Below are 12,127 nucleotides of genomic sequence, written 5' to 3'. Positions count from 1 at the left end.
ATGTGGCTATGAAGACAAACCTCGATTTTACCCCTCTATACCGGTCCAGCATCGGCTTCGACCGCATGGTCGACATGCTTGAAAGTGCGAGCCGTGTGGCCTCGTTCGACAACTGGCCGCCCTACGATATCGCCAAGGTTGATGATGATCAGTATCGCATCACGATGGCGGTCGCCGGTTTCTCGCAGGACCAGCTGACCGTCACCCACCAGCCCAACATGCTGGTTGTGAGCGGGTCGCAATCCGGCGATGAGAACGGCCGGCATCTGTACCGCGGCATCAACGGGCGCGCTTTCGAGCGTTGGTTCGAACTGGCCGATCATGTCAAAGTCCAGGGCGCCAGCCTTGAGAACGGGCTGCTGAGCATCGATCTCAAGCGCGAGGTTCCCGAGGAGATGAAACCGCGCAAGATCGAAATCTCCAGCGGGGCTCCCATGCCGAAGATCGAGGCGCCCAAGGTCGAGACCGACAAGCTGGCCGCCTGAGCAATCCACCATGAAGGCTTTCGCTTGAGCCGGGCGTCCCGCCCGACTCAGAGACCTACGAAAGGAGAAAGACAATGAGCGTACGTGACTTGATCCCATGGGGCCGGGGCAACGGAAACTCGGCGCCCAGTCTCTTCCCCGACGGAGATCGAGACCCCTTCGTCTCCCTCCACCGGGAGGTAAACCGGCTGTTCGATGACGCCTTCCGCAGCTTTGGCGCCAGACTGCCGGCCTTCGGTCCCTCTTTCGCCGCCAGTTGGCCGAGTGTCGAAATCTCCGACACGGACAAGGAAGTCCGCGTCACGGCGGAAATACCTGGCCTGGACGAGAGCGACATAGAAGTCCTGCTGGAAAATGGGGCGCTCAAGCTTAAAGGCGAGAAGCGTTCCGAGACCGAGGACAAGGACCGGCAGTTCTCCGAGCGCTTCTACGGTCGCTTCGAGCGCCTCATTCCGCTCGGCTACGAGGTCGAAGAAGACAAGGTCAACGCCACCTTCAAGAACGGGGTGCTGACCGTGACGTTGCCCAAGACCGAGCGGGCGCAGGCGAAGGCCAAGCGGATCGCAATCAACCGGAAGAACTGACGGATGCAGTATGGGTGGCGGCCCTTACGGCCGCTGCCCGTGCGACCCTTCATAACGGGAGGGACAGGCAATGGAGACAGTTCAAAGCAGCGACAACATCAGGAACCCAACCAAGACGTCCGTCCGGCCGGACAATGACAATCGGCCTCGTCTAGACGGGCCGGCTTTGTCAATGGGACGGTCAGTGTTTCCGGAGGGCGCAGTGGCGCGGATCTACCAGCCCTGCCGCTCGGCCATGACCTCGGCAAAGCCCCACAGGGACTGGCGATTGGTCTTCGAACGCCGCACAGCCCCGTTCATCGAGCCGCTGATGGGCTATACCGGTGGCCGGGACACCCTGACCCAGGTTGAACTGAACTTTCCGACGCTGGAAGCGGCGATCCGTTATGCCGAGCGTCAAGGCCTCAATTACGTGGTGCAGGCGGCACCTCCTGCTTCCCCGGCCAAGATCAGGAGACAACATGTATCGGAGGAAAAACAGGCCTTTTCCGACCTGGTTTGGCAGCGGCTGCAGTTGGCTTGGCTCCAGGCAAGTCACGGCTATGGCGCCGGTGCACAGACAGCGCACATACAGACGGCGCTTTCGGAGCCCGAGACATTCTACGCCTCTCCGATGGAGGTCGTGGACGACCCGGTGCTCGCACCCGACGAGAAACGCGCCGTGCTCAAGAACTGGGGCTGGAACGAGTATCTGATCGACCTGGCCACAGCCGAAGGCATGCCGGAAAATGCACGCCCGTCGCGATTGGACGAGGTCGAACTCGCCTTGCTGGCCTTGGAAGTCCGAAACCGGGGCTTCCAGACCAGGACCAGCCCGGTGCACTCCCGGATAGCCGCATGATAAGGCAAGAAGGAACCCACGGATCGTCTTCGACGCCCAACGGACCATCCTGAACCTCTTCCCGCTTGCGGTCGCGGCAGCGGGCGGGCGAGCGCCGACAACTTTCCCAATGCGTGGGCGCCCGATTGCGCCTCGGCAGAACTCGGCCGAGTTGTTAGGATCGCGCTGATATGGACGCTCCAATGAATGGCGACAGAGGTTCCTATGTATCAATCCTTCAACGGCTCCGCCCATCCCCTGGCACCGAAAGAGATCGCGATCGCTGCCGTCCCCGAAGACGAGCGTGTCTGGGTCCCACAGGCGGAGGGCGTGTGGTTCCGACCACTTATGCTCAACACAATGCAGGGGCAGTGGTGCAATCTGCTCCGCGTACGCCGGGCCGGGATATTAAGCCGTCATCTGCATCCGGCCCCCGTGCATGGATATGTGATCAAGGGGCGTTGGCACTATCTTGAACACGACTGGGTGGCAGAGACCGGATCTTACGTTTTCGAGCCGCCCGGTGAAATCCACACGCTCACGGTTCCAAGCGACGTGCCCGAGATGATCACCTTCTTCAACATTTCCGGCTGCATGGTTTACCTGGACAAGGATAACAAGCAGATTGGTTTCGAGGACGTTTTCACCAAGATCGACATGTGCAGAAATCGTTATGCGAGCGTGGGTCTCGGTAAGGATTTCGTCGATCAGTTCGTGCGGTAGACATCCGCCCGTTTGTCTTCCGCGCCGATGAGTTCGCGCTCCGCCACAGAGGCGAAACGAGGAGATCTTGGTGACCGATTCCATATGGGCCATGCCCTTCTTCGCGGGCAAGACCGTCGTCATTACCGGAGGCACGACAGGCATCGGAAACGGCATCGCCATGGCGTTCGCCGGGGCCGGGGCAATCGTCCACGCGACGGGGGCCACGGCCGCCGAGGTAGCGGCCGCTCGTGCATACGGCACCCCCGTCTCGTATTCAGTACTCGACGTCCGGGACATGACTGCGGTCGAAGGATATTCCAGTCAGTTCACATCCGTTGCAGCGCTCGTAAATTGCGCAGGGGTAAACCTGCGCGCCGCCGAATTCACTGTCCAGGGTTTCGAAACGGTGGTCGATATCAATCTCACCGGCTCCATGCGGAGTGCGAGCGCGTTCCGAGGGGCACTCTCGAACGGGGGCGCCATCGTCAACATCGCCTCGATGTTCGCGTTTTTCGGCGCGGCTCATGCGCCGGCTTACGCCGCATCCAAGGGCGCCATCGTGCAACTTACCAAGTCGCTCGCCATCGCCTATGCCGGGGATGGCATCCGCGTAAACGCATTGGCGCCTGGCTGGATCGAGACCGCCATGACCGCCGCGCCACGGGCCGATCCAGCTCGCAACGCGGAATTGATGAAACGCACTCCGATGGGTCGCTGGGGTACGCCGGGCGACCTGACTGGCCCCGCCTTGTTCTTGTGTTCGCCGCTCGCGGGGTTCATCACTGGGGCAATTTTGCCGGTTGACGGTGGCTATCTCATTGCGTGAGGCGTTGGCTATGCTGCGCGACCGATCTCCAAGCCTGTGTCGTCGAGATCAAGATCGAACGCGACCAATCGACCATGCCTGACCGCAATTGCCGCCACCAACTCCGCAAGCTCGCCATCCGTATGCTCGCAAAAAGCTGCCTGTTTCCTGACAATCGTGACCGCATCCCGGGTCGATACGACAGAGAACGGCCTCCGGGATCTCACGAATGATTCCGCAACCTCCGCGACGGATGAAGCTCGGTCAAAATTATCTTGCATAGTTGCACCTCTGTACGACGCTAGCCCAAGCTCGGCCCGCGCAAATTGTTCCCATTGGCCTAATGCAGCCTGGTTGGCATCCGGCTTGGGCTGCTTGTGTGCGAAGGCCGGGAGCAACGCGACATGGCCGTCGCCGTGCCTTGGACAGTGGGCTGGACGCATTCGTCTCCACTCAACGAAAGGTCACGCCATCGGCCAGCCCTCGCTACATGCTTCAAATGCGAACACGAGCCCGACGCTAGAGACGAGGAGGATCAGATGTGTCCAAGCCGCTCGCCAAAGTTTCCGATCCTCGGATCACCGCAGTTCCCGCGCAACAAGTCGCCGGGAGACCTGTTTGCTCGCGTTGATTGCGGTCGACTGACTCCTGGCTCATTCGCCGCCTCGCCGGCTGGCTCCGGTCGGCCGGCCTCGTCCGTCTCCGTCATCGCTGGCCGGCGAACGATCCAATCCACCAAACCGGCTTCGGTCTGCTCGCAGGCCACGAATTCGCGCACCAGACTTCGCGCCAGCTCGCGCCATTGACACTCGGGCACGTTCATCTCCGCGATCAGATCTCGGCATGCAGCGCGTATGATGTCGGCATCGAAGGCTGACACGGCGACAGGACCACGGTCTGTATTCTTTGCTCGAGGAGTGTCGTCGCCCTGACGTTCGCGAAAGCGCCTCAGCACCTCGCGCGATGTGGCGATCGCTTGTCGGGTTTGACTCATAGCCTCGTAAAATCCAACTTCGCGGACCGGTGAGCGGTGCCGTGATAGAATGAAGTCCTCCATAACCGCATGCGCAGTGTCCGTACGCGTTGCAACCATCGCCGCCTCCCTGCAGGCGCACCCAATGCTTGCAGCTTCTGCCGGTGTTCGGGCGGCCGCCTGCATTTGTCGTGTCGCTGCTATGATCGCGTGAGTTAAAGCCGGTGAAGCGTCGCTGCAATTACAAATGTAAGTGTGGCATCCGATAAGTGGTATGCCCGCTGGCTGCGGCGGCGGCGAGTTCGTTCTTCAGACGGTCGAAGTCTTCCTCGGCGAAGCGCTCTCCGCGTTGCCGGAACGAGGAATCAGGATCCGGACAAAATGCATGCGGCCGTGCCGCCGTTCAGGGGGCGCTATTGGCGAAAATCCGCCAATTCGCGCCAGTCGAAGACAACGCCCACTCCAGGCTCGTCGGGTGCTATCGCCAAACCATCCTGAAGCCTAAGCGGTTCGGTGGTGTAAAGGTCAATATCGAAACTATGCGCCTCCACCCAGCCGGCATTTGTCTGACCTGCAACGAGACTGACATGAAGTTCCTGCATCCCGTGACTGCAGACCGGAATGCCAGCCTTGCGTGAGAGCGCTGCCACGCGCAGCCAGCCTGTGACCCCGCCGCAGTTGGAGGCGTCGGGTTGGATGTAGCTGAGATTCGACCAAGCGAAGGCATGCTCGAACTCCTCGATGACATGCAGGTTTTCTCCCATTGCCAAGGGCATTCCGGTCGCCTTGGCAATGCTGGCGTAACCCTCATAGTCGTCGGGTATGATGGGCTCCTCGAACCACAGCAGATCGTAGGCGGCGAATGCTCTCGCTGCCTCGATCGCTCGCGGGACGTCCAGCGCGTAGTTGGCGTCAACCATAAAGGTGACATGAGGGCCGATGCGCTCGCGAACTGCCTTCACCCGGGCCACATCCTCGGCAAGGTCGTCCTTGCCGACCTTGATCTTCACCCCGGTGAAGCCGGCATTGAGATAGGAACCGATGCTGGCCAAAAGCTGATCGAGGGTGAAGTTTAGGTCGATGCCGCCGCGATAGGCCTTGGCGCTCTTCCCGGCCCCGCCCGCCATCTGCCAAAGCGGCAGGCCGCTACGCCGGCCCTTGAGGTCCCATAATGCGATGTCGATCGCCGAGATCGCGAAAGAAGCGATGCCGCCGCGCCCGACATAGTGGATGTGCCAGAGCATGCCGTCGTAGATCGTGTCGATTTGGGTTGCGTCGCGTGCCTTGAGGAACGGCGCGAGGTCGTGATCGATCATTGCCTTGATCGCATAGCCGCCCCTGCCGCCGGTGTAGGTGTAGCCTGTGCCCTCGGTGCCGTCGGCAAGCCTCAGCGTGACGGTGACCAGCTCGAAATGCGTGTGCGCGCCGTGCTTGGCATCGGTCATCACCTCACGCAGTGGGACCCGGAACAGCCGGGTCTCGACTTCCTTGATTTCGGTGCGGCTCATGCTGCGCTCCATTCAGGCTTTTTCATCGGACCATAATTGCACCGGCAGCGCTGACTGGCAACAATGTGGCTCATCTTTCAGCGATTCTGAAGCCAATCAGTCATTTTTGGTCCTACAAAAGCATCAATCCGCTTGTGCTTTGGTCCGATTTACCTTCTAATAACAGGACCATCTGGGAGGAAAAAGGCTTGCTGGATACGGAAGAGCGTCCTGAGATGCCCGCGGCTATTCTCGCCGCCCGCGCGGCCGACGCGATGGTGGCCGGCATAGAGGCCGACATCACGTCCGGAAGGCTTGGCGACGGCAGCTACCTGCCGGCCGAGCGCGAACTGATGATCGAGTATGGTGTAGGCCGGGGCGTTGTGCGTGAGGCGATTGCGCGCCTGGCCAGCCGCGGCCTGGTGGAAGCGCGTCCGCGGTTCCGGCCCGTGGCGCGCCGGCCTGGCCTGGATGCCGCGCTCGGCGCCCTCGACGGCATCGTAGGACATCTGCTGAGCGACCAGGCGGGCGTGAAGAACCTCTACGACATGCGCGTCTTCCTCGAGGCGTCGCTGGCGCGCAACGCCGCCATCCATGCCCGCAAGGATGACATCGCAGCCCTGAGGGCGGCGCTGGCGATGAACGAGGCGGCGATCCCGGATTCCGAGAAATTCTATGCGACGGACGTGGCGTTCCACGCAGCGCTCTATGATATCGCGCGCAACCCGGTGCTGCCTGTCGTGCACAAGGCATTTACCGCCTGGCTGTCGCCGCATTGGATGCGCATGCCACGGTCGCCCGAGCGCAACCGCGTGAATTTCCTCAGCCATCGTGAAATCTGCACGGCCATCATTGAGCGAGATCCTGACGGCGCCGAGCGGGCGCTGCTCAACCACCTCTCGGCGGCCTGGGAGTATGTCCGCGGTACATTCGAAAGCCGTGAGGCGCCGGAAGCATGACGCAGTCCTACGACCATATCGTGGTGGGCGGCGGAGCGGCCGGCTGCGTCGCGGCGGCAAGGCTTGTCAAAGCGGGACGGCGAACCCTGCTGCTGGAGGCCGGCCATTCCCATCATCATCCCTTGCTCGACATGCCGCCCGGCATCTTCAAGATGATCAACGGCTCGAAATTCATGCGCTATCACCGCACCGAGCCGCAGGCCCATCTCGACGGCCGCGTCCATGAAATCTCGCAAGGCAACGTGCTGGGCGGCGGCACCTCGGTCAACGCCCAGGTCTACATGCGAGGCCGCTCGGCCGATTATGAGGAGTGGGACGAACTGCTGCGCGGCAACAATGCCGGCGTGCGCTGGAACTGGCAGGCGGTGCTGCCGCATTTCACCGGCATGGAGGGAAACAACCGCCTCGGCGGCGAACTGCATGGCAGCGAAGGTCCGCTGCTGGTCTCGGATCCAGGCCACATCGATGATGTTTCCCGTTGGTTCGTCCAGGCCGTCCAAGGCCTTGGATTGCCGTACAACCATGACTTCAACGGACCGTCGCAGCGCGGGGTCGGCTTCTACCAGTTCATGAACCGGCGGGGAAAGCGGAGCAGCGCCGCCTATGCCTTCATCGAGCCGCTGACGAATGATCCCAAGCTGACGCTGAAACTCAATTGCACAGTCAGCCGGCTGCTGATCGAGAACGGTCGGGTCACCGGCGTCGTCTATTCGGATGCGTCGGGCGCCGAGCATACCGTCCATGCGGATGCCGACGTGATCGTCTCGTCCGGTGCCCTCGTCTCGCCGAAACTGCTCATGCTGTCCGGCATCGGCCCCGCCGAGGCGCTTGCCGGGCACGGCATTTCCTGCGTCGCCGACCTGCCCGGGGTCGGCGAAAACCTGATCGACCATCCGGAGGTGCCGATCATCGCCACCGCAAACGGCCCATACGGCTATTTCAGGCAGGGCCAAGGCTGGAGGATGATCAGGAACGGCCTGCATTTCAAGCTCTTCGGCACCGGCACGATCCTGTCAGCGGGGGTGGAGGCCGGAGCCTTCGTCAATCCGGCCGATCCGGAGGGCGAACCGACGATCCAGGCCTTCTGCGTGCCGCACGTCTATCTGGACCGCGATATCCTGACCTTGGTCGAGAACACCTATGGGCTTACCGTGACGACAGTGGTGGTGAAGCCAAAGTCGCGCGGTTTCGTAAGGCTGCGTTCGGCGGATCCGAAGGACATGCCGATCGTTTCGCCGAACCTGCTTAAACATCCCGACGACATGAGGGAAATGATCTCCGGCCAGCGTTATTTCCTGCAGGCTTTTCAGACCAAGCCGCTCGCCGATCGGGTCAAGGCCATTGCCGTGCCAAGCCAGGATGATCTCAGCGACGAAGCCATGACAAAGCATTGCAAGCGCTTTGTGAAGACCAACTACCATCCGGCCGGGACATGCCGGATGGGCTCGGACAGCGACCGGATGGCGGTGCTGGACGCGGCGCTGCGCGTGCGCGGAATAGACAATCTGCGGGTTGCCGACATGTCGGCCTGCCCCAACATCAATGCCGGCAATACGGCGGCGCCCGCCATGATGCTGGGCGACCGCTGCGCCGACTTTATTTTGGAGGCGGCATAGCGCCGGATCCAGCTTGCCGACGGCGTCATCGCCGAAGCCGTCTGGGCCGATATCGTGAGGAAATTACACAGTCGCTGAAAGCGACAATAAAGGAGGAAAGAGCATGATCATTACCCGTCGAAAACTACTGGTTGGCTCCGCCGCCGGCGCGGTCGCGCTGACACTCGGCTCACGCGCCTTCGCGGCGCTCCCGCCACTCGCCAAGAAGGACAAGTACAAGGTCGGTTTCGCCCAGACGGAAAGCAACAATCCGTGGCGCCTTGCCGAGACCAAGAGCATGCAGGACGAAGCCGCCAAGCTCGGCCATCAGCTGGTCTACACGGATGCCGCCGGTTCGTCGGCCAAGCAGGCCTCCGACGTGAACTCGATGATCGCGCAGGGCGTCGACGCAATCTTCCTGCCGCCCCGCGAAGACAAGCCCCTGGTGCCGGTCATTCTTGCCGCGCGCGATGCCGGCATACCGGTGTTTCTGGTCGACCGCGACGTTGATCACACCATGGCCAAGCCGGGCGAGGATTATGTCTGCTTCATCGGTTCGGATTTCATCGAGGAGGCGACCCGCGTCGGCGAATGGCTGGTCAAGAACGCCAATGGCAAGTCGAAAATCATCGAGCTGGAAGGCACGACCGGAGCCTCGGCCGCTACCGACCGCAAGAAAGGCTTCGACGATTTCATCGCCAAGCACTCGCAGTTCACCATCCTGGCATCGCAGTCCGGCGACTTCGCTCGTGACAAGGGCCGGCAGGTCGCCGAGACGCTGCTTCAGGCGCACCCTGATGCGGATATCATCTACGCGCACAATGATGAGATGGCGCTGGGCGCCATCGCCGCTTTGGAAGCAGCCGGCAAGACCCCGGGCAAGGATGTGCTGATCTTGTCGATCGACGGCGAGAAGGAAGGCGTCCAGGCGATCATTGACGGCAAGATCGGCGCTATCTGCGCTTGCAGCCCGCTGTTCGGGCCGAAGGCCTTCGCAACGATGGCCGACTATGCGGCCGGCAAGAAGATCCCGCCGTTCATCAAGAACGAGGATGCCTTCTTCGACGCCACGAACGCGAAGAAAGACTTCGATATTGCGTTCTGATATCCACTTTCTTTCCAGTTGCCCTACCCGCTTCGGCGGGTAGGGTTTGGGAGTTTGACGATGACCGCTCAGCCGGACCAAGCCGCGCTGCTCCTGGACATGCGTGACATCCAGAAGCGTTTTGCCGGCATCCCTGCCCTGGCCGATGCCTCGCTCCAGGTTCTTCCGGGCGAGATCCACGCACTCATCGGCCAGAACGGTGCGGGCAAATCGACGCTTATCAAGGTGCTCACCGGCTATTACCGCCGGGATGCGGGGCAGGTGCTGTTCGAACGGAAGCCGTTCGAAGTTGGGTCTCCGCATCAGGCGCAGGTCAGCGGCATCAGCACCATCTACCAGGAGATCAATCTCGTACCGCTGCGCTCGGTGACCGAGAACATCTGCCTTGGACGCGAGAAGCGCCGCCGCGGCCTGCTCGACTGGAGCGCGATGCATGCGGAAGCCGAGCGCCTGCTCAGCCGCTTCTCGATCGGCATCGACGTGCGCCGCCCGCTCAGCGATTTCAACACCGCCACGCAGCAGATGGTGGCGATCGCCCGCGCCATCGGCTTTTCCGCCCGCCTCGTGATCATGGATGAGCCGACCTCCTCGCTGGACGAGCGTGAAGTCTCGGTCTTGTTCAGCGTTATCCGTCAGCTCAAGGCCGACGGCGTCTCCGTTCTGTTCGTCAGCCACAAGCTCGACGAGTTGTATGAGGTCTGCGACCGGGTCACGATCATGCGTGACGGCCGCACGGTGCGAAGCGCGGCGATGAGCGACATCGGCAAGCTGGAGCTGGTCGCGGCCATGCTCGGCCGCGACGTCGCAGCCGTCGAAGGCCATGCGACCGCGTTCGGTGAACGCGATCGGTCGAGGATCGGTGATGTGCTGTTTACCGCGCAAGGGCTGGCGGCCGGCCAGTTGGTGCGTGACGTGAGCTTCGACCTGCGCCGCGGCGAGATCGCCGGCTTTGCCGGCTTGCTCGGCGCCGGCCGCACCGAAACAGCCCGCCTCGTATTCGGCGCCGACCGCCGGAGCGCAGGCGAGATGACGATGGAGGGCGCGTCCTACCATCCCGCACGTGCCGCTGATGCCATCGCCGCAGGGATGGGCTTCTGCACTGAGGACCGCAAGGCCGAGGGCATCGTGCCGGAAATGACCGTCGCGGAGAACATAACACTGGCACTGCTGCCGAAAATCAGCCGCAATGGCATCCTGAACGAGGCCCGGCAGAAGGAGATCGTCGAGCGCTTCATTCGTGAACTCGACATCAAATGCTCGGGGCCTAACCAGAAGGTCCGCGAGTTGTCGGGCGGCAACCAGCAAAAGGTGCTGCTTGCCCGCTGGCTGGCAATGAACCCGAAGCTGCTCATTCTCGATGAGCCGACGCGCGGCATCGATGTCGGGGCCAAGGCCGAGATCCAGCGCCTCATCCGCAAGCTTGCCGATGACGGGCTCGGCGTGCTGATGATCTCCTCGGAACTCGAGGAAGTGATGGAAGGAGCCGACCGCATATTCGTGCTGCGCGAAGGAGTGAGGGTGGCCGAACTGGAAGGCCAGGCAGCCAACGAGGAGGACGTGCTCGCGGCGATGGCGCATGGCGGCGCGGCGAAGGAGGCAGCGTGAGCGATCTGGCCACACCATCCGCAGCCAACGACGCTGGAAACCGCCGCTTTGATGTGTTCGGTTTCCTGGCGCGCTACGGCACGGTGATCGCGCTTGTGCTGCTGGTGGTCTTCAACCTTGCCTATACGCGCAATTTCGCGACGCTGCAGACACTCAACGTCAACCTAACCCAGGTCTGCACGATTGTGATCGTCGCGGTGGGGATGACCCTGGTGATCGCCACCGGCGGCATCGACCTGTCGGTTGGTTCGCTGATGGCGATCTCCGGCGCATTGGCGCCGATGATCTTCATGGGCACGATCTTCCCGGTCGGAAACATCTATCTGGCGGTAGCCGTCGCGATGGTTGCCTCGATCTTCGTCGCCGGCCTGTTCGGGTTGTTCAACGGCTGGTTGGTCTCGCGCTTCCGCATCCAACCGATCGTCGCAACGCTCGTGCTGTTCATCGCCGGGCGCGGGATCGCGCAGGTCATGACCAACGGCAATCTGCAGACCTTCCGCGTGCCGCAATTCCAGTGGATCGGACTTGCCCGCCCGCTCGGCATTCCCGCGCAGGTCATCATCATGGCCGTGCTGGTTGCGGCGGCCGCTTGGGCCCTTCACCGCACGGTGTTCGGGCGAAGCATCCTGGCTGTCGGCGGCAATGAAAAGGCCTCTGAACTGGCCGGCATCGCCGTATCGAGGATCAAGCTCGCCGTCTATGCGATCAGCGGCCTGTGCGCGGGGCTGGCCGGTCTCGTCGTCATTGCGATCAACTCCTCCAGCGACGCCAATCTCGTGGGGCTGGGCATGGAACTCGACGCCATCGCGGCGGTCGCGGTGGGCGGCACGCTGTTTAGTGGCGGAAAGGCCACAATCATCGGCACCCTGCTGGGCGCACTGACCATCCAGTTGGTGCGCTACACGCTGCTCGCCAATGGCGTGCCCGACGCCGCTGCGCTCGTCGTCAAGGCCGGCATCATCGCATTCGCCGTCTGGCTGCAGCAGCAACACCGGGTGTAATCC

Annotated in this window: 12 protein-coding genes; 10 read left to right on the top strand and 2 right to left on the bottom strand. The window is 62.2% G+C overall.

All coding sequences use genetic code 11. The features are described 5' to 3' along the window. The first annotated feature begins 8 nt into the window (after nucleotides 1-8). From NKJ80_RS07800 to NKJ80_RS07780, 5 genes are all read left to right on the top strand, one after another. Nucleotides 9-485 carry an Hsp20 family protein gene (locus tag NKJ80_RS07800; protein ID WP_023806132.1) on the top strand — a complete coding sequence of 159 codons (477 nt, stop codon included), beginning with the start codon at nucleotides 9-11 and terminating at the stop codon, nucleotides 483-485. Nucleotides 486-559: 74 nt separating this feature from the next. Then, a complete protein-coding gene (locus NKJ80_RS07795; RefSeq protein ID WP_352497374.1) occupies nucleotides 560-1,069 on the top strand; it encodes an Hsp20/alpha crystallin family protein in 510 nt (169 codons plus the stop codon). A gap of 202 nt (nucleotides 1,070-1,271) precedes the next feature. Then, a complete protein-coding gene (locus tag NKJ80_RS07790; protein WP_352497373.1) occupies nucleotides 1,272-1,910 on the top strand; it encodes an NADH dehydrogenase ubiquinone Fe-S protein 4 in 639 nt (212 codons plus the stop codon). A gap of 204 nt (nucleotides 1,911-2,114) precedes the next feature. Next, nucleotides 2,115-2,612 carry a 2,4'-dihydroxyacetophenone dioxygenase family protein gene (locus NKJ80_RS07785; protein ID WP_352497372.1) on the top strand — a complete coding sequence of 166 codons (498 nt, stop codon included), beginning with the start codon at nucleotides 2,115-2,117 and terminating at the stop codon, nucleotides 2,610-2,612. Between the two features lie 70 nt (nucleotides 2,613-2,682). Next, the gene (locus NKJ80_RS07780; RefSeq protein WP_352497371.1) at nucleotides 2,683-3,420 is read left to right on the top strand and encodes an SDR family oxidoreductase; all 738 of its coding nucleotides are present in this window, start codon (nucleotides 2,683-2,685) and stop codon (nucleotides 3,418-3,420) included. Between the two features lie 514 nt (nucleotides 3,421-3,934). Here NKJ80_RS07780 and NKJ80_RS07775 read toward each other — a convergent pair. Continuing rightward, nucleotides 3,935-4,492 (bottom strand): hypothetical protein, encoded by a 558-nt coding sequence (locus NKJ80_RS07775; RefSeq protein ID WP_352497370.1) that lies wholly within the window; start codon nucleotides 4,490-4,492, stop codon nucleotides 3,935-3,937. Nucleotides 4,493-4,785: 293 nt separating this feature from the next. Further along, nucleotides 4,786-5,880, bottom strand: a complete 1,095-nt coding sequence (locus NKJ80_RS07770) for a mandelate racemase/muconate lactonizing enzyme family protein (protein WP_352497369.1) — start codon at nucleotides 5,878-5,880, stop codon at nucleotides 4,786-4,788. 188 nt (nucleotides 5,881-6,068) lie between these two features. Here NKJ80_RS07770 and NKJ80_RS07765 point away from each other — a divergent pair, with 188 nt between their 5' ends. The 5 genes from NKJ80_RS07765 (at nucleotide 6,069) to NKJ80_RS07745 (ending at nucleotide 12,124) form a co-directional block, all read left to right on the top strand. Beyond that, a complete protein-coding gene (locus NKJ80_RS07765; protein WP_023748427.1) occupies nucleotides 6,069-6,818 on the top strand; it encodes an FCD domain-containing protein in 750 nt (249 codons plus the stop codon). Then, nucleotides 6,815-8,434 carry a GMC family oxidoreductase gene (locus tag NKJ80_RS07760; protein ID WP_023815751.1) on the top strand — a complete coding sequence of 540 codons (1,620 nt, stop codon included), beginning with the start codon at nucleotides 6,815-6,817 and terminating at the stop codon, nucleotides 8,432-8,434. The genes NKJ80_RS07765 and NKJ80_RS07760 overlap by 4 nt, the downstream gene beginning before the upstream one ends. A 103-nt stretch (nucleotides 8,435-8,537) precedes the next feature. Beyond that, complete coding sequence (locus NKJ80_RS07755; RefSeq protein WP_023672664.1) at nucleotides 8,538-9,518, top strand: ABC transporter substrate-binding protein; 981 nt, start codon at nucleotides 8,538-8,540, stop codon at nucleotides 9,516-9,518. Nucleotides 9,519-9,578: 60 nt separating this feature from the next. Beyond that, complete coding sequence (locus tag NKJ80_RS07750; protein ID WP_023682466.1) at nucleotides 9,579-11,123, top strand: sugar ABC transporter ATP-binding protein; 1,545 nt, start codon at nucleotides 9,579-9,581, stop codon at nucleotides 11,121-11,123. After that, complete coding sequence (locus NKJ80_RS07745) at nucleotides 11,120-12,124, top strand: ABC transporter permease (RefSeq protein ID WP_502902193.1); 1,005 nt, start codon at nucleotides 11,120-11,122, stop codon at nucleotides 12,122-12,124. The genes NKJ80_RS07750 and NKJ80_RS07745 overlap by 4 nt, the downstream gene beginning before the upstream one ends. The last annotated feature ends 3 nt before the right edge of the window (nucleotides 12,125-12,127 follow it).

It is taken from the genome of Mesorhizobium sp. M0030, from assembly GCF_040323695.1.
Lineage (GTDB): Bacteria > Pseudomonadota > Alphaproteobacteria > Rhizobiales > Rhizobiaceae > Mesorhizobium.
The sequence above is the reverse complement of the archived record's forward strand: the minus strand, read 5'-3'. Positions and strand labels throughout refer to the sequence as shown.

Coding starts and splice junctions, on each gene's coding strand:
- NKJ80_RS07750 (WP_023682466.1), top strand. CDS start 9,579: ATGACCGCTCAGCCGGACCAAGCCGCGCTGCTCCTGGACATGCGTGAC.
- NKJ80_RS07795 (WP_352497374.1), top strand. CDS start 560: ATGAGCGTACGTGACTTGATCCCATGGGGCCGGGGCAACGGAAACTCG.
- NKJ80_RS07755 (WP_023672664.1), top strand. CDS start 8,538: ATGATCATTACCCGTCGAAAACTACTGGTTGGCTCCGCCGCCGGCGCG.
- NKJ80_RS07800 (WP_023806132.1), top strand. CDS start 9: ATGAAGACAAACCTCGATTTTACCCCTCTATACCGGTCCAGCATCGGC.
- NKJ80_RS07785 (WP_352497372.1), top strand. CDS start 2,115: ATGTATCAATCCTTCAACGGCTCCGCCCATCCCCTGGCACCGAAAGAG.
- NKJ80_RS07760 (WP_023815751.1), top strand. CDS start 6,815: ATGACGCAGTCCTACGACCATATCGTGGTGGGCGGCGGAGCGGCCGGC.
- NKJ80_RS07775 (WP_352497370.1), bottom strand. CDS start 4,492: ATGGTTGCAACGCGTACGGACACTGCGCATGCGGTTATGGAGGACTTC.
- NKJ80_RS07770 (WP_352497369.1), bottom strand. CDS start 5,880: ATGAGCCGCACCGAAATCAAGGAAGTCGAGACCCGGCTGTTCCGGGTC.